The sequence below is a fragment of the Actinorectispora metalli genome, from assembly GCF_056323685.1.
This window is the reverse complement of the sequence record NZ_JBREYE010000002.1, coordinates 892,590-913,542: the sequence shown is the minus strand read 5'-3', so window position 1 is coordinate 913,542 and position 20,953 is coordinate 892,590. Positions and strand designations below refer to the sequence as shown.

At 67.7% G+C, this 20,953-nt stretch carries 23 protein-coding genes; 9 read left to right on the top strand and 14 right to left on the bottom strand.

What is annotated here, in order from left to right:
* Nucleotides 1-170: 170 nt before the first annotated feature.
* Together ACU6XJ_RS24485 and ACU6XJ_RS24480 are read right to left on the bottom strand one after the other, a co-directional pair.
* A complete protein-coding gene (locus ACU6XJ_RS24485; protein WP_476316238.1) occupies nt 171-2,735 on the bottom strand; it encodes a molybdopterin-dependent oxidoreductase in 2,565 nt (854 codons plus the stop codon).
* A gap of 104 nt (nt 2,736-2,839) precedes the next feature.
* Nucleotides 2,840-3,409, bottom strand: a complete 570-nt coding sequence (locus tag ACU6XJ_RS24480) for a TetR/AcrR family transcriptional regulator (RefSeq protein ID WP_476316235.1) — start codon at nt 3,407-3,409, stop codon at nt 2,840-2,842.
* A 124-nt stretch (nt 3,410-3,533) separates the two neighbouring features.
* On the opposite strand from ACU6XJ_RS24480, the gene ACU6XJ_RS24475 reads away from it, so the two are divergent.
* Nucleotides 3,534-4,166: a helix-turn-helix domain-containing protein gene (locus ACU6XJ_RS24475; RefSeq protein WP_476316232.1), complete on the top strand. Its 633-nt coding sequence runs from the start codon at nt 3,534-3,536 to the stop codon at nt 4,164-4,166.
* Here ACU6XJ_RS24475 and ACU6XJ_RS24470 read toward each other — a convergent pair.
* Nucleotides 4,163-5,029 carry a trypsin-like serine peptidase gene (locus ACU6XJ_RS24470; protein WP_476316229.1) on the bottom strand — a complete coding sequence of 289 codons (867 nt, stop codon included), beginning with the start codon at nt 5,027-5,029 and terminating at the stop codon, nt 4,163-4,165. The genes ACU6XJ_RS24475 and ACU6XJ_RS24470 overlap by 4 nt on opposite strands.
* Before the next feature lie 214 nt (nt 5,030-5,243).
* Here ACU6XJ_RS24470 and ACU6XJ_RS24465 point away from each other — a divergent pair, with 214 nt between their 5' ends.
* Nucleotides 5,244-6,257: a DUF2891 family protein gene (locus tag ACU6XJ_RS24465; protein ID WP_476316227.1), complete on the top strand. Its 1,014-nt coding sequence runs from the start codon at nt 5,244-5,246 to the stop codon at nt 6,255-6,257.
* On the opposite strand, the gene ACU6XJ_RS24460 is transcribed toward ACU6XJ_RS24465, so the two are convergent.
* The 4 genes from ACU6XJ_RS24460 to ACU6XJ_RS24445 all read right to left on the bottom strand — a co-directional run bounded on the left by ACU6XJ_RS24460 (nt 6,154) and on the right by ACU6XJ_RS24445 (nt 11,156).
* Nucleotides 6,154-7,431, bottom strand: a complete 1,278-nt coding sequence (locus ACU6XJ_RS24460) for an MFS transporter (protein WP_476316224.1) — start codon at nt 7,429-7,431, stop codon at nt 6,154-6,156. The genes ACU6XJ_RS24465 and ACU6XJ_RS24460 overlap by 104 nt on opposite strands.
* Before the next feature lie 82 nt (nt 7,432-7,513).
* Nucleotides 7,514-8,686, bottom strand: a complete 1,173-nt coding sequence (locus ACU6XJ_RS24455; protein ID WP_476316221.1) for a mandelate racemase/muconate lactonizing enzyme family protein — start codon at nt 8,684-8,686, stop codon at nt 7,514-7,516.
* 9 nt (nt 8,687-8,695) lie between these two features.
* A complete protein-coding gene (locus ACU6XJ_RS24450; protein WP_476316218.1) occupies nt 8,696-10,027 on the bottom strand; it encodes a cation:dicarboxylate symporter family transporter in 1,332 nt (443 codons plus the stop codon).
* A gap of 13 nt (nt 10,028-10,040) precedes the next feature.
* Nucleotides 10,041-11,156: a mandelate racemase/muconate lactonizing enzyme family protein gene (locus ACU6XJ_RS24445; protein WP_476316215.1), complete on the bottom strand. Its 1,116-nt coding sequence runs from the start codon at nt 11,154-11,156 to the stop codon at nt 10,041-10,043.
* A gap of 135 nt (nt 11,157-11,291) precedes the next feature.
* On the opposite strand from ACU6XJ_RS24445, the gene ACU6XJ_RS24440 reads away from it, so the two are divergent.
* The 6 genes from ACU6XJ_RS24440 to ACU6XJ_RS24415 all read left to right on the top strand — a co-directional run bounded on the left by ACU6XJ_RS24440 (nt 11,292) and on the right by ACU6XJ_RS24415 (nt 14,928).
* The gene (locus ACU6XJ_RS24440) at nt 11,292-11,975 is read left to right on the top strand and encodes an FCD domain-containing protein (RefSeq protein WP_476316212.1); all 684 of its coding nucleotides are present in this window, start codon (nt 11,292-11,294) and stop codon (nt 11,973-11,975) included.
* A 60-nt stretch (nt 11,976-12,035) separates the two neighbouring features.
* Nucleotides 12,036-13,100, top strand: a complete 1,065-nt coding sequence (locus tag ACU6XJ_RS24435) for a GDSL-type esterase/lipase family protein (RefSeq protein WP_476316209.1) — start codon at nt 12,036-12,038, stop codon at nt 13,098-13,100.
* A gap of 63 nt (nt 13,101-13,163) precedes the next feature.
* Nucleotides 13,164-13,460, top strand: a complete 297-nt coding sequence (locus tag ACU6XJ_RS24430; RefSeq protein WP_476316206.1) for a hypothetical protein — start codon at nt 13,164-13,166, stop codon at nt 13,458-13,460.
* A 7-nt stretch (nt 13,461-13,467) separates the two neighbouring features.
* Nucleotides 13,468-13,779: a hypothetical protein gene (locus tag ACU6XJ_RS24425; RefSeq protein ID WP_476316204.1), complete on the top strand. Its 312-nt coding sequence runs from the start codon at nt 13,468-13,470 to the stop codon at nt 13,777-13,779.
* Between the two features lie 28 nt (nt 13,780-13,807).
* Nucleotides 13,808-14,539, top strand: a complete 732-nt coding sequence (locus ACU6XJ_RS24420; protein ID WP_476316201.1) for a hypothetical protein — start codon at nt 13,808-13,810, stop codon at nt 14,537-14,539.
* A gap of 2 nt (nt 14,540-14,541) precedes the next feature.
* On the top strand, nt 14,542-14,928 hold the full coding sequence (locus ACU6XJ_RS24415) for a hypothetical protein (RefSeq protein WP_476316198.1): 387 nt from the start codon (nt 14,542-14,544) through the stop codon (nt 14,926-14,928).
* An 8-nt stretch (nt 14,929-14,936) separates the two neighbouring features.
* Here the strand turns inward: ACU6XJ_RS24415 and ACU6XJ_RS24410 are convergent, their stop codons facing one another.
* The 7 genes from ACU6XJ_RS24410 to ACU6XJ_RS24380 form a co-directional block, all read right to left on the bottom strand.
* Nucleotides 14,937-15,140, bottom strand: a complete 204-nt coding sequence (locus tag ACU6XJ_RS24410; RefSeq protein WP_476316195.1) for a DUF397 domain-containing protein — start codon at nt 15,138-15,140, stop codon at nt 14,937-14,939.
* Between the two features lie 3 nt (nt 15,141-15,143).
* Nucleotides 15,144-16,004: a helix-turn-helix domain-containing protein gene (locus ACU6XJ_RS24405; RefSeq protein ID WP_476316192.1), complete on the bottom strand. Its 861-nt coding sequence runs from the start codon at nt 16,002-16,004 to the stop codon at nt 15,144-15,146.
* 285 nt (nt 16,005-16,289) lie between these two features.
* Nucleotides 16,290-17,243, bottom strand: coding sequence for a class I mannose-6-phosphate isomerase (locus ACU6XJ_RS24400; RefSeq protein WP_476316189.1), 954 nt, complete (start codon nt 17,241-17,243; stop codon nt 16,290-16,292).
* 13 nt (nt 17,244-17,256) lie between these two features.
* Nucleotides 17,257-17,808 carry a GNAT family N-acetyltransferase gene (locus ACU6XJ_RS24395; RefSeq protein WP_476316186.1) on the bottom strand — a complete coding sequence of 184 codons (552 nt, stop codon included), beginning with the start codon at nt 17,806-17,808 and terminating at the stop codon, nt 17,257-17,259.
* A gap of 85 nt (nt 17,809-17,893) precedes the next feature.
* Nucleotides 17,894-18,106, bottom strand: a complete 213-nt coding sequence (locus tag ACU6XJ_RS24390) for a PspC domain-containing protein (protein ID WP_476316183.1) — start codon at nt 18,104-18,106, stop codon at nt 17,894-17,896.
* A gap of 131 nt (nt 18,107-18,237) precedes the next feature.
* Nucleotides 18,238-18,687 carry an Lrp/AsnC family transcriptional regulator gene (locus tag ACU6XJ_RS24385; RefSeq protein WP_476316180.1) on the bottom strand — a complete coding sequence of 150 codons (450 nt, stop codon included), beginning with the start codon at nt 18,685-18,687 and terminating at the stop codon, nt 18,238-18,240.
* Nucleotides 18,684-19,829 (bottom strand): M24 family metallopeptidase, encoded by a 1,146-nt coding sequence (locus ACU6XJ_RS24380; RefSeq protein WP_476316177.1) that lies wholly within the window; start codon nt 19,827-19,829, stop codon nt 18,684-18,686. The genes ACU6XJ_RS24385 and ACU6XJ_RS24380 overlap by 4 nt, the downstream gene beginning before the upstream one ends.
* 90 nt (nt 19,830-19,919) lie before the next feature.
* Between ACU6XJ_RS24380 and ACU6XJ_RS24375 the strand changes: the two genes are divergently transcribed.
* The gene (locus ACU6XJ_RS24375) at nt 19,920-20,891 is read left to right on the top strand and encodes a 5'-3' exonuclease (protein ID WP_476316174.1); all 972 of its coding nucleotides are present in this window, start codon (nt 19,920-19,922) and stop codon (nt 20,889-20,891) included.
* The last annotated feature ends 62 nt before the right edge of the window (nt 20,892-20,953 follow it).

The window sequence follows — 20,953 nt, the reverse complement described above, 5'->3', positions numbered from 1 at the left end:
CCGAGGGCTACAAGTCCGGTCGCGGACGATGCGGTCGGGTCGGACGGTGGCCGAGGTCGTCCAGCGTGGAACGCCCACCCAATGGGTGGTGGCCGGGCGACCAAGCAGAATCCGCCTTGGCGAGCAGGGTCAAGCCATGCACCGGTCGTAGAGCACGAACGCGATGTCCATCAGTCGGTCACCGCTTCCAGGCGGGCGGGCACGTTCTTGTGCCACGGGGTGCCGACGAAGGCGTCGCGGCGGGAGTTGGTGGTGAGTTCGTTGGGGGCCACGCCGGTGCGAACGGTCGTGCCGTTCTCGTCGGGGTAGTCGACGCCGAGGCCGTTGGGCAGTGAGATGTGGCCGGGCTGCATGATGTCGTTGAGCTCCACGGTGGCCATGGCGGTGCCGCGTTCGGTGGTGACGCGAACCTTCGCGCCGTCGCCGAGGCCGAGCCTGTCGGCGTCGGCGGGGTTGATGCGTAGTGCGCCCGCGGCGTCCCGGCGGCGCCAGGTGGGATCGCGGTAGATGGTGTTGGCGGTGAAGGCCCGCCGCTCCCCCGCCGACAGCACGAACGGGAACTCCTCGCTGGTCCATTCGGGGCCGGTGTCGGCGAGTGAGGCCAATTCCTCCAGCAGCATGGGGATGACCGTCCTGATGCGACGGTCGGGGTAGCGCACGTAGTTCCAGGCGTCGGACCAGTCGTCGACGGTGAACACGACGCCCGCGCGTTCGTCCAGGATCTTCTGGAACAGCTTCTCGCCGGGTTCGATGCCGGTGCCGGTGAAGCCCGCGCGGCGGACCGCGTCGGGTTGGCTGATCGCGGCGCTGTGCGCGGCTGCCCACACCAGTGCCGCGCCTGCCGCGCCGTCGGGCAGGGTTTGGCCGATCGTCTCGTGCAGCAGGTAGCCGACGAGGCCCATCAGGCGTGGTTCGGCGGTCAGGGCGCTGAAGAAGGCGGCGGCGAACGCGGCGCGGCCGATCTTCAGCGCGGCGCGCAGGCGGTGCAGCAGGCGGGGGTCGACCACGCCGAGTTCGGTGATCAGCGCCGAGTAGATCTCGGCTTCCGGGCGGGTGCCCTCCAGCGGCGGGATGACGGGCGAACGCAGGTGATAGACGTTGTGCGGGAATTCGAAGTTGAAGAACGTCGACTCCCACTTCTCGAATTGGCTGGCCGCGGGCAGCACGTAGTCGGCGCGGCGGGCAGTTTCGGTGAACGCCACGTCCACCACCACCGACAGTTCCAGCGCGTCCATCGCCTCGCGGAAGCGCTGCGAGTCGGGGAGAGAGTGCGCCGGGTTGGTGGCGTCCACCCACAGCGCACGGAACCGGTCGGTGTGGTCGGCGAGGATCTCGTCGGCGACGGTCGCGGCCGGGATCATGCCCGCGATCACCGGGGCACCGGTGACGGGGGTGCGTGCCAGGACGTGTTGGAAGTACTCCCTGGTCAGCACGATGTCCGAGCCCAGCATGTCGGGCTGCTGGTCGAACTGCGAGCGCGCGACGATCTCCCTGGCCAGGGAACCGCCGACCAGATCGAGGCCGGTGGCGAGCAGCCGGGCGGTGACCTTCTCGAACCGGCGCGCGAGGCGCGGGCGAGCGGCCACGGCGGGCATCGAGGCGAGCAGCGGGGCACCGCCCAAGCGCATGCCCACCGGCATGGCCCGCCTGCCGATGGCCTCTGCCCAGCGCCGCACGCGGTCACCGCGGCGCGCCGGTTGCGGGTCCTTGGCAATGTGCAGGGCGCCCGCGAGTGGGAACAGCCAGGAGTGCAGGTACATGGTGCCGGGCTTGCCGAAGTTGCCGGTCAGGATCCACAGCATCTTCTGCAGGTAGGACACCAGTGTGCTGTGCGGGCCCTGCTGGACGCCCAGGTCCTCGTAGGTGGCGACGCTGCGTGCCGCGGCGATCCGCCGGGTGGCGGCCCTGATCAGCTGTTCGTCCACGCCGCAGCGGCGGGCGTAGTCAACGACGGGGATCGTGCGCAGCACGGCGATGACCTCGTCGGCGCCGACGGTGTGCTCGGCCAGCCAGTCGTGGTCGACCAGGTCTTCCTGGGCGAGCACGCCGGCCATGGCGGCCAGGCACCAGGCGTCGCCGCCGGGCCTGATCCGCAGGTGGAAGTCGGCGAGGGCGGCGGTTTCGCTGCGGCGGGGGTCCAGCACGATCAGCGACCGGTCGGGGTCGGCGGCGATGGCCTTGAGAGTGGGACGGGCGCGGGGCAAGCCGTGGGACTGCCAGGGATTCTTCCCGACGAAGATCGACACCTCGGCGTGTTCGAAATCGCCCTTGGTGTGCCCGCCGTAGAGCATGCCGTCGACCAGGCCCTCGCCGGTCTTCTCCTGGGCCAGGGCGTTGGACTGGTACCGGACCCCGACCGCCGACATCAGCGCCCTGGCGTAGCCGCCGCCGAGGTGGTTGCCCTGACCGCCGCCGCCGTAGAAGACGATCTTGTCGCCGCCGTGGCGGTCGCGCACGTCCTTCAGCCTGGCCGCGATCTCGCGGATGGCGGTGTCCCAGTCGATCTCCTCATAGCTGCCGTCCGGGGCACGGCGCAGCGGGGAGGTCAGGCGGTGGCGGCCGTTCTGGTAGCGGTCGAGCCGCAGCGGCTTCTCGCAGGTGTACCCGGCGGAGCCTGGGTGGTCCTTGTCGCCGCGGATGCGGGTGAACGTCCGCCCGTCGACCTGGATCTCCAGTCCGCAGTTGCACTCGCAGAGGATGCACGCTGACTTCTGCCACGTCTCGGTGCCTGCCATCGCCAGCCGCCTCCCGCTCCGACAAGATCGTTATACTGGTCGGTATAACCCGTCGATGGCAGTCATCGTGCTCCGCCCACACGTCGGAGGCAACGTGACTCAGGTCACTTGTCCAGGGCGAGGCGCAGCATCGACTCCAACTCGAGTTCGACCCGGTTCAACGGTTCGAGGCTGCCCGCCGCCTGCGCCATCAGCAGGGCGCCTTCCACGGCGGCCACCGCGAGCGCGGCCATCGAGCGGGCCCGGTCCAAGGCGATTCCGTGGCGGCGCAGCATCCAGGCGCACTGCTGCTGCCACCGCGCGAAGGCGGCCGCGGCGGCCGCTCTGGCCTCCGGCGCGTCGTCGTCGACCACCGCCGCGGCGGCCACCGGGCAGCCCGCGGTGTAGTCGCTGTCGCGCAGGATGATGCGCCAGAACTCGATGAACGCCTTCAGTGCCGTGACCGGGTCGGACTGTGCGGTGGCCTGCTCGATGAGGGTGCTGATGTTCTCCCCCGCCCGCCGGGTCGCCTCCTCGGCAAGCTGCGGTTTTCCGCCGGGGAAGTAGTGGTAGACCGAGCCGCGGGGCGTGCGGCTGTGCTCCACGACGTCGTTGACCGAGGTCGCGGAGATGCCTTTGCGCTGGAACAGGTGGACCGCGCTGTCCAGCATCCGGTCACGCTGGGGCCGAGCCATCGACACCGCCTATACCGATCGTTATAACCCTAGACACAAAGATACGCCCGACGAGCGGCGATCACCCACCGGCCTTCATTTATGTCAGGCTGTGCCGACCTGGTGTGTGAGGGGGTATCGACGGGTGGTCCGGGAGCAGGCAGGCCGGGTGCTGGCGGCGAATCTGAAGACGCTGCGGGAGCGGCGCGGGCTGTCGCTGTCGGAGTTGGCGCGGCGGTCGGAGATCGCCAAGGGCACGTTGTCGCAGCTGGAGTCGGGGGCGGGCAATCCCACCATCGAGACGGTGTTCAGCCTGTCCAGCGCGTTAAACGTGCCGGTGTCCAGCCTGCTCACCGAGCGCGTCGACCCCGGCGTGGTGCTGGTCCGGTCTGCGGGGCTGGAGGTGCTCAGCAGCAATGCCGTGGATCTTCGGCTGCTGCGCAGGATGGACGTCACCGACACGATCTTCGAGCTGTACGACCAGCGGGTGCGTCCCGGCGAGGTCCAACGCTCCAACGGCCACCCCGGCAAAGAGCATGTGGTGGTCACCTCCGGCGTCCTGCACGTCGGCCCGCCCGAGGCCCCGCACGTGCTCGGGCCGGGTGACTACGTGTGCTTCCCCGCCGGGCAACCGCACATCTACACCGCGCCGGAAGGCCCGGTCTCCTCGGTGCTGCTGCTGGAGTACGAGGCGGAGGCCGAACCGTCGGAGCAGGTCAGGGCCCGTGAGTGCGGTGTCGGGCAGGCCCAGGCACTCACGAGCCCCGAGCAGCCCTAGCGGGTGGAGTTGGCGTCGTAGAGTGCCTTGGCCGCAGAGCCGAAGACCACGCCGATCGCGTAGCTCTGGCCGTCGCCCGCGCTGTGGTTGGCCCACAGCTGGCCCAAGCCGGTCGGGGTGTCCGCGCCGGTGATGTAGCCGCCGCCGCTGCTGCCGGGCTGGGTCACACACGAGGTGCGCACCCTGCTGCCCTGCATCTGCGTCCGCTCATCGCACCAGGTCAGGTCGCGTCCGCTCCAGCCGCCGGTGGCCGGGTAACCCCAGATCGTGGTGCGGTTGTTCACCGGCCCGTTGAACCGGGCACCCGCGGAACCGACCACGTCCTGAAGACTGCGGCCTCCAACCTTGTCCACCACGACGACACCGTGGTCGTTGCTGGAGGTCCGCACCCGGACGGCAGGCCACCGGCCGTAAGGCGCGTCGTTGCTGCCGCCGGAGTTGTAGGCGGGCACGAACATGGCGTTGCTGCCGCGCAGACAGTGCCCGGCCGTCCACACCAGACTCTTGTTGGGGGCCGTGACCACGGTCGCCGAGCAGCTGGAATTGCCCATGAACAGCCTGCCGTGCACCCGCTCGTTGGGGTCGGTGTAGGGCCGCGCGGCCGCGGTCAGCCTGGTCAGCGCCGCCGAGGGTGCCGATGGTGCCACCGCGAAGTCCACCGGCTGCTCCAGCGTGAGCACCGGGGGAACACTCGGTTCGACGGGCTTGGCCGCCGCCATCCGCTCGGGCGTCCAGTACGCCAGGATCTCCTGCGGCGACTGCTGGTCGACGACCGACGGCTCGGCCTGTGCGGGCAGGACCGTCGCCGCGGCCAGACCCGCGGCGGCGAGCAGCACCCGCCAGCCTTGACTCACTGAGGACATGGCAGAACTCCTTGTCTCGGCGCGGACGGCAGGGGTGTGTGTCCGCACCAGCAGGGGCCGGCCGTGGGAAAACGCACGGCCGGTGACGACAGCGAAGGTAGGCCGATCCGGTGAGCACCCGGCCGTCTCAGACGTATAGCCGCCGTGGACACCGAATGGGCGGCTTTGCGCCGGCACCGGAGAGCGGCGGGCGGCGGCAGGACACAGTGGGCCGGTGATCCGTGTCCTGCTGCTGGTCTGCGCGATATTCCTCGGCCCGGCCATGGGCCAGGCCGGCGCTAGCGAGACGGACTCCTGGTCGAGGTTCCTCGCCCAGCGTCCGCAGCTCCTGCGCACACTGGCGCTGCCGATCGTGGACTGCGTAGCCCGCACCGACTCGGCGGACCGCGCCAGCCCGATGTTCCACGGCTGCTACGACTGGCACTCCGCCGTGCACGGCCACTACGCGCTCTACGTCCTGTACGAGCGGACCGGCGACCCGTCCTACCGCGCCGCCGCGGACCGCCAGCTTCGTCCGGAGCTGGTCGGCGCCGAGCTGACCTACCTGCGCACCACCATCGCGCAGCGCGAGCTTCCCTACGGCTTCGCCTGGCTGCTGGCGCTGGCCGAGCAGCGTGAACGCGCCACCGCCGTCACCGATCTGCGCCCGCTGGCGGCAGAGGCGGCGTCCCGCCTGTCGATCTGGGTGCGCGGGCTGACGCCGACGCAGGGCATGGAGGCCGCCCTCAACGACGACTACCGCAACCTGTCCTGGGCGCTACTCAACCTCAACGCCTGGGCCGTGCACACCGGCGACGTCACGCTGCGTTCCGTGGTCCGCGAGGCCGCCCGCACTCACCTGATGCGTCCCGAACTCGACACCCGCTGCCCGGCCGCCCGCGATGCCGATCCGAAGGCGGTGGACTTCATGCCGCCGTGCCTGATGCGGCTGGCCGCCGTGGCCCGGATCGAGGGCGCCCGTCACTGGGTCCGCGACCGCATGCCCGCGGACCTGCGCATTCCGCCGGTCACCCAGCCGGCCCGGGTGCACTCGGCGGGCCTGAACTTCTACCGTGCCAACGCCCTTTGGGACATCCACGCGATGACCGGAGCGACCAAGCACCGCGACAACTACGCCGAGCTGATCACCTATCACGTGGGCACTCCGGAGTACTGGCGCGAGGACTACGACCGCTACTCGCACTGGGTTCCTCAGTTGGGCGTCCGCGCGATCGGCCTGTCCTACTGACCGCGAACACCGCCGCGCACACCGCGAGCACAACGGTGGCCAGCGCGGAGGCGAGGACGGTGTCGCGAGCGCCCAGGAACTTCACCAGCGGCGCACCCGCCAGCGAGCCCGCGGGCACCGACAGTTGAAGGACCGCGCCCCGAGCGGCCAGCACACCCGGCAGCCCCTCGGTGCTGACCGCGCGTTGGAACAGGGCGATGGAGATCACCGCGTACGGCGTGTAGAGCAGGCCGCCGACCCCGAAGCACACCAGCGCCACCGCCGTCGAGGCGCCGAGGCCGAGCGGCAGCAGGCTGACACCCCAGCCGAACACCACACCGATGGTGGTCGGCCACAGCGGCCACTCCCGCAGGTGGCCCGCGAGCAGCCCGCCGAGGATCGCGCCGATGCCGAACGCCGTCCAGTACGCGGCCAGCAGCGTCGCGGAGCCGCCGCCGTCGACCACGTGGATGGGGATCGCCACCTCCAGCGGCCCGTAGAGCGCGAAGAACAGGAAGGTCAGCGCCAGCAGCCCGACCAGCTGCGGGTTGCCGAGTATCAGCCGCCAACCCTTGGGCTCCCGCTCGCTTTCGGCCCGGCGGGCCGGTGCTTTGACGCCCAGGCAGGTCACGGCCATCACCGCGAAGGTCGCCGCGTCCACGGCAATCGCCACCACCGCGCCGCCGAGGGTGATCACCACTCCTGCGAGCATCGGCCCGAACACCGCGCCCACCTGGACAAGTGTGCTGACCAGCGCGTTGCCCGCGAGTCGGTCGCGTTCGGGGAGATGCTCGGCGAGCAACGTGAACCGGCCCGCCGAGCCCCACACGAACAGCAGGTTGCCGACGGCGACGAACGCCACCAGCAGTTCGATGGTGAGGTACCCGAGCAGGTGGGCGACCGGGATCGCGGCGAACGCGCCCGCGCGGACCGCGGCGTTCCAGCACACCAGCGCGGTGCCGGACCTGCCCTTCAGCCATCGCGCGAACACGACGGCACCCAGGAACCCCGGCAGCCAGTTCGCCGCCAGCGCCACCGCGACCCAGGTGGCGGCCTGCCCCTGCGGGGCGAGCTGGATGGCCAGCCAGCTGATCGACACCAGGCTCATCATGTCGCCGAGGAACGACAGTGCCATGGCGGGCAGCAGCCGCCGCATCACCGGATGCCGGATCACCGGCCAGTACGGCTTGAGCACACGCCCTCCCCCGGATCACCCCACTGGACAGGTGTCAGCCTGCCCGCGGTGAAGCGTTTACCGGAGGGTTTTCGTTCAGGGCTTAGGCGTGGAGGCCGAGGAACACTTTGTGGAGTTCCGCCTTGTCCTCGAAGCCGATGCCCGGTGTGTCGTTGAGGGCCAGCCTGCTGTGCCGCACGGTCGCGGAGTCGGCGAACCCGCCGGTGGGCTGGAACTCGCCGGGGTAGGACTCGTTGCCGCCCAAGGCGAAGGCCGCGGCGATGTGCAGGGAGAACTGGTGCCCGCCGTGGGGGATGCAGCGGCGGGTCGACCAGCCGTGTTGACGCAGCATGTCCAGGATTCGCAGGTATTCGACCAGTCCGTAGCCGAGTACCGGATCGAACTGGATGACGTCGCGGTCGGGGCGCATACCCGCGTAGCGAACAAGGTTGCGGGCGTCCACAAGGGAGAACAGGTTCTCGCCGGTCGCGAGGGGCCCGCGGTACTGCTCGGCGAGGTTGGCGTGCAGGGCGAAGTCCAGCGGGTCGCCCGGTTCCTCGTACCAGACCAGGTTGTAGGGCTCCATGGCCTGCCCGTACCGGAGCGCGGTGGCCAGGTCGAATCGACCGTTGGCGTCGACCGCCAGCCGAGAGCCATCGCCGCCCAGTACGGACAGCGCCGCCTCGATGCGGGCCAGGTCCTCGGCCAGGCCCGTACCGCCGATCTTGATCTTCACCACGTGGTAGCCGAGGTCGAGGAAGCGCTTCAGCTCGTCCTTCAGCTCACGCTGCCCCTTCCCCGGCGCGTAGTAGCCGCCCGCGGCGTAGACGAACACGTCGGCGTCCGGTTCCGCGGTGCCGTAGCGGTCGGCGAGCCACCGGTAGAGGGGCTGCTCGTCGAGCTTCGCCGCCAGGTCGAACAGAGCCATGTCGATCACGCCGACCGCCACCGAGCGTTCACCGTGTCCGCCGGGTTTCTCGTTGCGCATCATGACGTCCCACGCCCGCGCCGGGTCGAAATTGGTGCCGTCCTCGGTGAGCAGGTCAGCCTCCGGTGCCCGCAGCAGCCGCGGGATCATCCGCCGCCGGAGGATTTCGCCGACGCTGTAGCGGCCGTTGGAGTTGAAGCCGTAGCCGACGACGGGACGGCCACCCCGGATCACGTCGCTGACCACGGCGACGATGGAGCAGTCCATGTCCTGGAAGCTGATGAACGCGTTGCTCATCGACGAGCTGATCGGCACGGTGCCCTCGTGGAGGGCGGTGATGCGTGGCACGGGTTCTCCTTACGTGGGTGGGGTGTCGGAGGGTGGGTGCGGCCGCCGCCCGATGGTGCGCGCCAGCTGTTCCTCATCCACGCCGTCGCGTTCCCAGCGGGCGACCGCGATGGCGGCGACGGCGTTGCCGAGCACGTTGGTCAGCGCACGCATCAGGGACAGGAAGCGTTCGACGGACAGGATCAGCGCGAGACCTGCGACCGGGATGAACGACACGGCGGAGATCAGGTTCGCCAGCGTGATGAACGCGGAGCCGGTGACGCCCGCGGTGCCCTTGGACAGGAACAGGAACACCAGGAACAGCGTGAGCTGCTCGGAGAAGCCCAGCGGCACGCCGTACACCTGGGCGATGAAGATCGCCGACATGGGCACCACGACCGCGACGCCGTCCAGGTTGAACGAGTAGCCGGTGGGCACGACGAGACCCACGATGTCGCGTTTGCAGCCGAACTGTTCCAGCCGTGCCATCAGATGCGGCATCACCGCCTCCGACGAGGAGGTGCCGAGCACCACGTACAGCTCCTTGCGCAGGCCCTTGATCAGCCGGATCAGCGAGACCCCCGCCCACCAGGTGACGACGTTGAGCACCAGCGTCAGGAAGACCAACAGCGTCACAAAGGCCAGACCGACGTACTTCATCAGCGCGGTCAGCGTTTCGGGGCCGTATTTGCCGACCGTGTAGGCCACGGCGCCGAACGCTCCGAGGGGCGCCAACCGGATGATCATGTTGACCATGCGGAAGAAGACCTCGCCGAGGCGCCTGCAGCCGTTGAGGATCGGGTCCGACACCGTCTTGGGCAGGGTGAGCAGGGCGACAGCGAACAGGATCGCGAAGATCAGCACCTGGATGATGTGGCCTCTGGCGAAGGCATCCACCACGTTGTGCGGCAGCAGGTCGAGCAGGAACTCGGTGGTCGAGCGCTCCTTGGCGCCCTCGACGTAGCTGCCCAGCTCGTCGGAGGCGTCCGCGGGCGGCACCACCCCCTCCCCCGGCCGGAAGATGTTGATCGCCGCCATCCCGAGCAACGTGCCGATGGTGGTGACGATCTCGAAGTAGATGATGGCCTTCAACGCGATCCGCCCGACCGACTTCATCCCGCCCACGGCGACGATGCCGGTCACCACGACCAGGAACACGATCGGCGGGATGACCAGTCGGATGAGCGCGATGAAGCCGTCGGCCAGCGGCTTGAGGGTCGCGGCCGCCTCCGGTGCGATGAGGGCGAAGACCGCCGCGATGATCGCGGCAACCAGCACCTGAATGCCGGTGTTGAAGGCGAGGCGGCGCCAGCGCGGTGTGGGATCGGCGACGGTCGCCGGGAGGTCTGTTTGGCTGCTCATGAGTCCACCCCGCTCACTCGTCGGGTAACGCGGTCTCGCGCAGCGCGTCACGGTCCACGCTCAGGCCAAGCCCCGGCTGGTCCGACAGCCTGATCCGCCCGGCGACCGGTTCGGGAGCGCCGGGGAACAGCAGTTGGCCGACCTGCACCATGCCCAGGTGCCACTCCAGAATCCAGCCGTTCATCAGACCCGCGAGGGTGTGCATGTTGAACAACGGCCACCCGCCGCCGTGCGCCACCGGCAGGTTGTAGATCTGCGCCAGGTGAGCCGCCTTGCGGGCTTCCGTGAAGCCGCCGCAGTAACAGGCGTTGGGCTGCAGGATGTCGACCGCCTGCCGCTCGACCAGCTCCCGCAACCGCCATCGGTGGCCTTCCATCTGGCCCGCCGCCAGTGGGATGCGGGTGTGCGCCCGAAGATCGGCCATCGCCCTGGCGTCGTTCTGGTGCAGCGGCTCCTCGAACCAGGTGATGTCGTATTCCTCGATGGCGCGGCACAGCAGCTTCGCCTCGGTCGGGCTGAACAGGTAGTTGGCGTCGATCATGATGTCGACGTCGTCGCCGACGGCCTCGCGCACGGTGCGCACCCTGGCCGCGTCCTCCCGCCAGCCGCCCTTGTCCACGCCGACGACCAGCTTCATCGCGCGAAATCCCGCGGTGTGCTGCAACAGCGCGGCGGCGGCCAGGGTGTCCCGGTCGTACTGGGGGAACCCGAAGGTCACGTAGGTGGGAAGCTCGGTCCTCGCACCGCCGAGCAGGCTCGCCACCGACCGTCCGGCGTGTTTGCCCGCGATGTCCCACAACGCGATGTCCAGCAGCGACAGCGCGCTGGACACCACGCCGGTCATCGTGCGCGGGTTGAGCGCGGTCCACACCCGCCGGTGGATCGCCTCCACCTCGCGCGGGTCCATATCGGTCACGACCGGCAGGAAGTGCTGTTCGAGCGCGACCACGACCGACCTGGCCAGGAAGTGCCCGGTGAGCGCGACGCCGGTGAGCCCGTAGTCGGTCTCGACCTCGCAGAAGACGAACTCCCGCTGTTCCTCACGGCCATACCCCTCGACCTTGCCCGTCAACAGCGGCACGTCGATCGAGGTGGTGTGCACGCTCGCCCGGATGTCCTTGATCTTCATATTCGCACCCTTCGGGAGTCCACGTCCGATTAGCCGGAAGTCTGAGCGCGCAATCGTCAACTGTCAACGATTTGCAATTGCATGGATGGTAGATTGTCGACAGTTGACGACGCTTTCCGCGATCAAGGCAGGTCCATGAGCGAGCAGTTGGAACCGATCACCGCACTACAGCGCCGGGTGGCAGAACGCCAGGCCACCTCGCTGCCGCACCTGATCGTCGAAGAGCTCGAACAGATGATCATCACCGGCGTGCTCAAGGGCGGTGACCGGATCAACGAGTCCGCGATGGCCATGCGCCTCGGCGTGAGCCGAGGACCGGTCCGGGAGGCGTGTCGTCAGCTCGAACGCAGCAGGCTCGTCGAGTTCCGGACCAACCGGGGCATGTTCGTCCGCGAGATCAGCGTCGAGGAAGCCGCCCAGCTCTACGACATCCGCGCCAGCCTGTTCGGCCTGGCCGGGCGCCTGGCCGCTGAGCGGATCGGCGCCGAGGACGCCGATCTGCTGCGCCTGAAGGTCCAGCGGCTCGACGAGGCGGCCAGTATGGACGACTACTACCCCTGCAACGTCGACCTGCATCGCCAGCTGGTGGCACTGTCCGGAAACACGCGGCTGGTGGAGCTGTACGACGGCGTCTCCAAGGAGCTGCACCTGTTCCGACGGCACGGCCTCGAGAGCGCCTCGGCCCGCCACACCTCCAACGAGCAGCACCGGGGCATCATCGACGCACTTCAGGCCGGTCGGACCGAGGATGCGGGCAAGCTGATGGAGGAACACATCCTCGCGGGCAAGAACCGCATGCTGGCCGAGCAACGGCTATGACCTCTCGGGGCAGCACGGAGTTGGCCGCCCCTTCACCTCCGGTGCCTACACTCAGTGGCGATGCGCAACCTTCCACGCCGTCGCCTGCTGGCGCTTACCGCCGTCGTCCTCGCCCTTGCCGGGATCGGGGTCGTGATGCTGCTGGGCGGCCGCGAGGAGCCTCCCCCGCCGGGGCCGCCGGAGCATTTGCCGCGTGCGGTGGTGGCGCTGGGCGACAGCACCATGTCCGGTGAGGGCGCGGGCGACTACGTGCCGGGCACCAAGGGCGAGAACGGCAACTGGTGCCACCGCTCCCCCAAGGCGCTGGTCAACCAGCTGGGTCGCGCCGGGATGAACACCATGATCAACCTGGGCTGCTCGGGTGCCGACACCACCGACCTGAAGCGGGACGGCACCGAGCCAGCACAACTCCGCCGCCTCGCCGAACTTGCGCGCACGTACCGCATCGAGGCGGTGGTCGTGCAGGTCGGCGCCAACGATGACCCGCGTTTCGCGGCGACGGTGCAGTCGTGCGTTGAGGCGTGGGCCAGGCGCGGCCCCACCGGCTGCGCCGCCCCCGACTGGAGCGAGCGGGTCGGCCGGATGGTCCCGAAGGTCGCGCAGGTGCTTCAGGACGTGAAGTCGGCGATGCGCGAGGCGCACTACGCGGACAACACCTATTCGCTGGTGCTGATGTCGTACGCGGCGCCGGTCGGTCCGAACGTGCGGTTCGAGCTTCAGGACCTGTCCGGCTGCCCGTTCACCTCGGCGGACCTGCGCTGGGTGCATGACACGGCGGTGCCCGCGCTGTCCGGTGGCCTGCGCGAGGCGGCACGCCGATCCGGCGCACGGTTCCTGGACCTGGCGGAGGCGGGCCGGGGCCACGAAGCCTGCACAACGCCGGACGGCAAGGGCGAGTGGTTCACGCGGCTGTCGGTGGACTGGGTGCTGCTCCGCGACAACAACGCCGAAGGCAGGCACGCCACGGCGGAGTCGTTCCACCCCAACGCCGATGGCCACCGCCAAATCGGCGGCTGCCTCCGGCAATTCCTGGCCACTCAAGACCCACGCGCGAAGTGCGTGGCGGACGAGCACCAGAACCTCCGCGCGGTCCCGGTCAACACGGCGGAACTAGCAGGCGGCTGACCTGCTCGGGCTGAGTTCGAGCAAACCCGCCCCAAGCCGGACACTAGCCAGTAGCCTGCTCTTGTGAGTCAGCTGAGCAGACTGTTGCAGCGGTGGTCGACTATTACCGTCGATCCCGACCCTCGCGGAGGGTTCCGTCCCACCATAAACGTGGGACTCATCGTTGCGAGCATGATGCTTATGGTTGGAGTTCTCACGAGACCCTTCCACGTATTGTCGATTTTCACCAGCGTGTTCGCAATTATCGGCCTTGCCGGACCAGTCTACTCTTTTTTGATTCCTCAAATCCGGGCCAAATGGACGGGAACATACATCGGATTCGGCGCAATCATTCTCGGTGCCATTTTTATGCCAAAGTGAGGATCTGTTGTCCTTCGATGTCGTACCCGAGCATCTTCTGATGTATGCTCGCCAACTTCGTTTGGGTATCGATGATTTACAGCTGTGCACCACCTTCATGAGGCAGAACATGGAACTTGAGGTACAGGGTGGGATGCTCGGCTTCCTGGAACAAGCTCACAGAAACGCCGTCGATCAAATGGGCGAAAATCTGGCACACCTGCAACTGCTGTTCTCGGCCAATGACATAGAGCTCACCAAAGCCTCTGAGCTCTACGCCACGATCGACAAAGGTGAAGCCGAAAGGCTCGATCGGACATACCCGTCAGTGCAGCGTTGACAGTCTTCTCGTTGGAGTCGGATCAGCCATGTTCACGAATACTCAGGATCCTGCAGGCAGGCTACATCCTCTGCCGAAGCCACAGGAGTTTGTGGACCCGCTCCAAGAGTTCAACACCGTCGGAGACCTTCTAAGCCCCACCATGTGGGTAACCGAAGTTCTGGATCTTGCATTCGGGTTCAATCCACTAAAGGAAGTCTCCGCTCAGTTCGCAGGGAACTGGGAAACATACGTCAACTGTTCAAATGCCTGGAAAAGCTTGGGCAAGGCGATGGAGGACATTGCCGTCAACGTCGAAGCGGGACTTCGAGACCTCGATTCGACATGGCAGGGAAACGCTTCAGACGCAGCATATGTCCACTTTAGGAAGGTCGCCCAGGCGATTCATCATCAAAGTGAAATTCTTTCCAGGCTGCATGCCGAATACAATGACGCCGGAGGTGCAGTGTGGCAAGGAGCCAAAGCAATTACCGACCTTTTGAAGGGACTGAGCGATGCGGCGCTCTTGGCTGCCGTTGAAGTGGCCGCAGGAACCCTTTTGATAGAAAGCGTTGTCGGCCCCATAGTATTATACTCATTAGCAGCCGTGCAGATAGCGAAGATGCTCAACAGGTGGCAAGAAATCACCCAGCAGGTGACTACCCTGCAAGTGGCAGTCAACGGCACTGCGGCGATTGTGACAGGGCTGATGGTCGAGATGGCAGATGTCAGCAAAGTTCCGATTCCGGAGTCTGCGTTTGATCATCCGGGGGTGAGGTAATCGTGGAGTCCGACTTTGGGATGGGTGGGGCGTATAGCGCGGATGAGCTGAAGCGGTTGCGGTTCGCGTTGCGGACGATTGCGGAGCGGTCGCCGAATCCTGCGCTCAAGGATCTGGCCGGGGATGTGCTGGCGGGCAAGATCAACCTTCGGGACGCCGTGCAGTCGGAGGTCTTCGAGGGCGAGATGACCGGGAAGGTCGCCCGCTTCGGCGAGTGGTACCACAGCCTCTCCGACGAAGAGCGCGAGGACGCCATCCGGGCGGGCGAGGAGTTCATGGATCGGTTGGACGAGGCTGGTACTCAGCCCACGCCCGAGGCACGCGAGCCAAAGCGCACTGAGGCAGGCGACGATGACACCTACTTCGAGCGGGGCTCCTGGCTCCAGTGACCGGCGTGCTACCTGTCGAAGCGGCCTGACTTCACGGCGGAGACGAAGGTGCACAGTTCGGTGGCGGTGAAGGTCAGGACGGGACCTGCGGTGTTCTTGGAGTCTCGCAACGCTGCCGAATCGCCTTGCAGGGCTACCTCGACGCAACTGTCGAAGTTGGGGCTCCGAGTGCTCTTGCGCCACGTCAACGACGCAGAGCGCGCGGGATGCATGGCTCACTCCCTGTACCTCAGGTCGACGTTCTCGGCGAGGCGCCTGATCAGTACTTTCGATTCTTCCTCACCGAGAGCAGTCTGGTCCAGCGAACCGAGGGGTCGCCGGTAGCCGACGATGTCGTCGTCCTCTTCCATGAACAGGCAGGATGTCTCGCCTTCGAGGTAGGCGATGGGTGGCAGACCATCGAACTCAAGAAGTCGGAAGGTGCCTGCTCCACCGGCATGACCGCCGGGCTTGACCGCCACCACGCGAATGGAAATGTTGGGCCGTACGGACATGCGTAGCAGGTGGTGCAACTGCTCGGTCAAGACATCTTGGCCGCCGACCGGCACCAACAGGACTGTTCCGTGGATGAAGATGGAGAACCGAGGTGGGTCACTGCTGTCCAGGAGCCGCTGTCTCGACATTCGAAGCTTGACGCGCTCGTCGACCTCCGAAGCCGGCACAGATGCCGAGGCGAGCATCGAGGCCCGGCCGTATTCGGGAAGTTGCAGCAGTCCGGGCATGAGCAGACCATCGAACCCGGAGATGACGCTCGCGATGTTCTCGTTTTCGATGATCGTGCGCAGTTGGGCAGGTGGTTTCGAACCGTGGCGTTGCCACCAACCGCGCTTGTTCGCCCTCTCGCAGAGCTTGAGCAGGTCGTTGCGTTCTTTACCCGTGACGTCGCAGATGGCCAGGATCGCCGAGGTGTCCGCGACGTTGATCAGGTCCTTGCCGCTGAGGTGCAGGCTCAGCTTGGTGGGTGACCACTTGAGCTTGCGGGCCACCGCGTCGTACTTCAACCCGGCCTGTTTGATCGCGTTTCGCAGAGCCGCGCCCAGTTCCCGGGCCCGGACAGTGGACACCCGATTTGTCATGCGGCCAAATTAGCGGCTCTCCCGCAACGGATTGCGGTCTCTCAGAACATTCATTCGATCGCGGGAATTGCGTTGCTCGTTAGCAAAAAGATTTCATCTCCTCCACAAATGCAGAGGAGAGACATGAATCCGGAGCCCAGGCGGACACCGATGACACCGGAGGTACAGGCGCAGACCGCGAAGCACATGTTGGCGTGTGCCTTGCGGCGAGAACCTCTGCGGGAGCGCAGGGAGGATGCGTTGCGTTGGTTGGATCTGCTCTATGACATCGCGATGGCACGCTGATCACGCAGGCGGGAGGCACCGTATTGCCTCGAGATCCCCTTCGAACACCGTCTCGCCGCATGCGTGCGGAATCAGGATCGTCTGGCCCGGCTCCAACGCCACCGTGGCGCCTGATTTGGTGTTGAGCGCCCCGGTTCCGCGAAGGACCACCACCACTGCGAACGACGGGCCGACGGTCTGCGGATCGCGGATGTGTTGGGCGCGGAAGAAATCATCCGCGGCGGGGCCGAAGATGTTGTCGGGAGTGGAGCCGTGGCGCACCGCGGCGATTCGGGTCTGGTCCCATGCGGAGCGGTCGACGCATTCCAGCGCCGTTGTCAGCGGCAGGCCGAGTTGTGGGTCGCCGTCCAGGCCGTAGGGCTCCCATTCGAGCATGAGCGAGAAATCCGTGGGCTCCTGGATCTCCAGGACGAACACGCCCTCGCCGACGGCGTGCGGGGTTCCGGCGGGGACGAACACCGTGTCGCCCTCGGTGACGGGGACGCGGTTGAGCTTGCCGATCAGCTCCGACTGGTCGCCATTCAGCAAGCCATCCGCGGACTGGTCCACTACGAAGCCCAGATATACAGCGGGATCTGGGGCCTCGGCGGCCAGCACGTACCAGGCTTCGGTCTTGCCGCACGCCGAGTTCAGGTGTGTGCGGGCGAATTCGCGGTCGGGGTGGCAGTGCACGGGCAGGCGTTGGTCGGCGTCCAACAGCTTGACCAGCAGCTTCGGGTCGGGGCCGAAGCGGGCCACGTGCTCCGCGCCGAGCCACGGGACCGGGTTCGCTGCGATTGCGTCGCGGAGCAGGCGGCCGTCCGGGAGGTGGCTCAGGCCGTGGTCGGGGTCGCCGAAGCGGTGGGTGGTGGAGGCGATCCAGTCTTCCGGGCCCGCTCCTTCCGAGGAAGCCCGGAAGGCATCGAGGCGGGCGCCGCCGCGGAAGAACTGCGGCACGCGGTTCGGGTGCAACACGACCGGTTCCATGTCACAGGTCCGGGAACGGGTGGCGCTGGCGGAATGTCGTGGCGGTCATGCCCATCATCACCATGTCGTGGTGGCGGCCCGCGAAGAACTCGTGGTCGCGCAGCCTGCCTTCTTCCTCGAAACCCAGCCTATGGTGCAGCGCCAGACTCGGCGCGTTGAACGCGTAGATCCCGACCTCGCACTTGTGGAAGCGGCGCTCGCCGAACATGAACCGCAGTAGCAGTACCGCGGCGTCGGCCGCATAACCACGGCGGTGGTACTCGCTGCCGATGGAGACGCCGTAGCCGAAGCGGCCTGCGCGCTGGTCCACCGAGTGCGTGTTGACCGAGCCGACCAGGGTGGCGTCGGTGAGGGTTTCCGCGGCGAGCCTGAATTCCTCGCCGGAGGCGTGCTCGCCCGCCGTCCAACGACGGTATCCCTCGGCGGAGCGAGGTGGGTGGAGCATGTCCGCGTTGCGCATCGCGGCCGAATTCTCGTCGAATGCTTTGAACGCGGCCCAGTCTTCCGGTTCTATCCCCCGCAGGCGCACCAGCGTGCCGTCCCAGAAAGTCACTCGGTGATCCAAGCAGGGCCGCGGCCGCATTTCGAACGGTTAACGCGAAAAGGCCCCGCCGGAGCGGGGCCTTCGACACGAAAGCTCAGTACTTCGCGGCCTGGTAGAGCACCTTGTCCTCGCGCGGCATGATGATCCACAGCGCGATGTAGATCAGGAACTGCGGGCCGGGCAACAGACACGACAGCAGGAAGATCAGGCGGACCGTATTGGCTCCCCAGCCGTAACGGCGAGCCAGCCCCGCGCACACCCCCGCAATGACCTTGCCGTCCCTTGGGCGAACCAATTTGCCGGACATCGTTGGTCTCAACGCCTCCTCGCTTGTCTCTGTACTCCTTGTAACGGATATTCCCCGTCGCAAGTTCCAGCATGCCGCCGCCCGGCGGTTGACAGGCTCGGGACTAACCCTGATTCATCCCTGAATCGTGCTCAGACCGCGGGTGGACGGTCCTCGAATGGCGTGGACAGCACGACCGTGGTCGTGGTGGAGACCTTCGCGGCCTCCCGGATGTGCCGGAGCAGTTCCTCCAGCGCCGTGGGACCGGCCACCCGCACCTTCAGGATGTAGGACTCCTCCCCCGCCACCGACCAGCACGAATCGATCTGCGGGAGGTGCTCAAGGCGCTGCGGGTAGTCGTCCGGCGCGGCCGGGTCGATGGGGGTCAGCGAGATGAACGCGGTCAGCGGCAGCCCGATCTGCTCCCCGTCCAGCAGCGCCGAATAGCCACGCAAGGCCCCCCGCTGCTCCAGCCTGCGCACCCGCTGGTGCGCGGCCGACACGCTCAGTCCGACCCGTTCCGCCAGGTCGGTGAAGCTGCATCGGCCATCGCGCGCCAACTCCCGCAGGATCGCTCTGTCGATCGGTTCAAGTCCGCTCACAACACCACCAGATCCCGCGGCTGATTGTTCAGCCGCTCGACGCCGTCTTCGGTGACCACCACGATGTCCTCGATGCGCGCACCCCACCTGCCGGGCAGGTAGATGCCGGGCTCCACCGAGAAGGCCATGCCCGGCACCAGTTCGAGATCGCTGCCGCTCATGATGTAGGGCTCCTCGTGCACGTCCATGCCGATGCCGTGGCCGGTGCGGTGCACGAAGTACTCGCCGAAGCCCGCCTCGGCGATCGGGGTGCGGGCGGCGGCGTCGACGTCGGCCGCGGTCACGCCGGGGCGCACGCTGGCGACGGCGGCGTCCTGCGCGGCCTGGAGCACGGCGTAGGTGGCTGCCACGTCGGGGTGGGTGGGCGCGCCGACCGAGTACATGCGGGTGCAGTCGGAGAAGTAGCCCTCCGCGACGGGGCCGCCGATGTCGATGACCACCACGTCGCCGGACTCGATGACGCGGTCGGAAAGCTCGTGGTGCGGGCTGGCCCCGTTGGGGCCGGAGCCCACGATGACGAACGCGGCGCGGGTGTGGCCCTCTTCGACGATGGCGGCGGTGATGTCCGCGCCGACCTCGGCTTCGGTGCGGCCCGCGCGCAGCCACTCGCCCATCCGCGCGTGCACGCGGTCGATCGCGGCGCCCGCCTTGCGCAGCGCGTCGATCTCCGCGGCGTCCTTGCGCATCCGAAGCTCACGGATCACCGGGCCCGCCAACTCCTGGCGGGCGGCGGGCAGCGCGTCCCGCAGCCGCAGCGCGTGCAGGGCGGGCATGACGTCGGCGACCGCGACCTTGCCGGGCTGTTTCGACCGCGACACCGCGTCGGCGACCAGCCGGTAGGGGTCCTCACCGTCGACCCAGGTGGTGGTCTGGATGCCAAGACCGTCCAGCGGCACGTTGGCGAAGCCCAGCTCCTCCAGCTTCGGCAGCACCAGCACCGGCGTCTCGTCGGAGCCCGCGGCAGGGACGACGAGGCAGGTCAACCGCTCGAACGACTCGCCCGCGGCACCGATCAGGTAGCGCAGGTCGGAGCCGGGCGTGACGAGCATGGCGTCAAGTCCGGCGTTGGTGGTGGCTGCGGCGGCGCGAGCGAGCCGGTCCTGTGCGGCGGCGAGGTTCAGGGCGGAAGTCGACGTTGACATGCCGGTAAGCGTAGCCGTGACCGGAAGATTTCCGCCCGCGCCTTTGGCGTATCCACGCGGGTGTCGGTGGCATAGGCCAGACTGCTTCCTGTGAGCAAGCCCTTGATCCTGTTGGACGCGGCGAGTCTGTACTTCCGCGCCTTCTTCGCGCTGCCCGAGTCGATGACCGCGCCCGACGGCAGCCCGGTCAACGCGGTGCGCGGCTTCGCCGACATGGTCGCCAAGGTCATCACCGACCGGCGGCCCGGCAGGTTGGTGGCCTGCCTGGACGCCGACTGGCGCCCGGAGTTCCGGGTAGCGGCACTGCCCTCGTACAAGGCGCACCGGGTCGCGGGCGTCGACACCGCCGCCGCACCCACGGGCAGCGTCGAGATCGGCGCCGCCGAGGAGGTACCGGACACGCTGACCCCGCAGGTGCCGATCATCCTGGAGATGCTGGCCGCCGTCGGTATCGCCACCGCCGAGGCGGACGGCTACGAGGCCGACGACGTGATCGGGGCGTTGGCCGACCGCGAGAGCGCCGACCCGGTCGAGGTGGTCACCGGCGACCGCGACCTGTTCCAACTGGTCCGCACCGAGCCCACGCCGGTCACGGTGATGTACGTGGGTCGCGGTATCGCCAAGGCCGAGTTCTTCGGCCCCGCGGAACTGGCCGCGAAGTACGGCCTGCGCGGCGATCACCCTGGCCCTGCCTATGCGGATATGGCGGCGCTGCGCGGCGACCCGTCCGATGGGCTGCCGGGCGTGGCGGGGATCGGCGAGAAGACCGCGGCCAAGCTGATCAACACCTGCGGCTCGCTCGAAGGCGTGGTCGCGGCGGCGGGCGACCCCAAGGACAAGCGGCTCTCGCCGCGGGAGCGCGCGAAGGTGCTGGAGGCCGCCGACTACCTCAAGGCCGCGCCGATCGTCGTCCGCACCGCCGTGGACGCGCCGGTGGAAATGGACCGCCCCGACACGCTTCCGTCGGCGCCGGTCGACCCCGATGGCCTGGCCGCGCTCCAGGACAAGTGGGGCCTCAGCCGCTCGGTGGACCGGTTGGTCGCCGCCCTACGCACCCGGTGAAATCCGGTCCCCATACGGGCATTGCTCTCAAGTTAGGTCGAGGTTTTAGGGTCGGTGGTGTC

What these genes read in the sequence shown, in the direction of transcription:
- ACU6XJ_RS24485 (WP_476316238.1), bottom strand. Translation starts at nt 2,735, where the DNA reads ATGGCAGGCACCGAGACGTGGCAGAAGTCAGCGTGCATCCTCTGCGAG.
- ACU6XJ_RS24480 (WP_476316235.1), bottom strand. Translation starts at nt 3,409, where the DNA reads ATGGCTCGGCCCCAGCGTGACCGGATGCTGGACAGCGCGGTCCACCTG.
- ACU6XJ_RS24470 (WP_476316229.1), bottom strand. Translation starts at nt 5,029, where the DNA reads ATGTCCTCAGTGAGTCAAGGCTGGCGGGTGCTGCTCGCCGCCGCGGGT.
- ACU6XJ_RS24450 (WP_476316218.1), bottom strand. Translation starts at nt 10,027, where the DNA reads ATGAGCAGCCAAACAGACCTCCCGGCGACCGTCGCCGATCCCACACCG.
- ACU6XJ_RS24445 (WP_476316215.1), bottom strand. Translation starts at nt 11,156, where the DNA reads ATGAAGATCAAGGACATCCGGGCGAGCGTGCACACCACCTCGATCGAC.
- ACU6XJ_RS24440 (WP_476316212.1), top strand. Translation starts at nt 11,292, where the DNA reads ATGAGCGAGCAGTTGGAACCGATCACCGCACTACAGCGCCGGGTGGCA.
- ACU6XJ_RS24435 (WP_476316209.1), top strand. Translation starts at nt 12,036, where the DNA reads ATGCGCAACCTTCCACGCCGTCGCCTGCTGGCGCTTACCGCCGTCGTC.
- ACU6XJ_RS24420 (WP_476316201.1), top strand. Translation starts at nt 13,808, where the DNA reads ATGTTCACGAATACTCAGGATCCTGCAGGCAGGCTACATCCTCTGCCG.
- ACU6XJ_RS24410 (WP_476316195.1), bottom strand. Translation starts at nt 15,140, where the DNA reads ATGCATCCCGCGCGCTCTGCGTCGTTGACGTGGCGCAAGAGCACTCGG.
- ACU6XJ_RS24405 (WP_476316192.1), bottom strand. Translation starts at nt 16,004, where the DNA reads ATGACAAATCGGGTGTCCACTGTCCGGGCCCGGGAACTGGGCGCGGCT.
- ACU6XJ_RS24390 (WP_476316183.1), bottom strand. Translation starts at nt 18,106, where the DNA reads ATGTCCGGCAAATTGGTTCGCCCAAGGGACGGCAAGGTCATTGCGGGG.
- ACU6XJ_RS24380 (WP_476316177.1), bottom strand. Translation starts at nt 19,829, where the DNA reads ATGTCAACGTCGACTTCCGCCCTGAACCTCGCCGCCGCACAGGACCGG.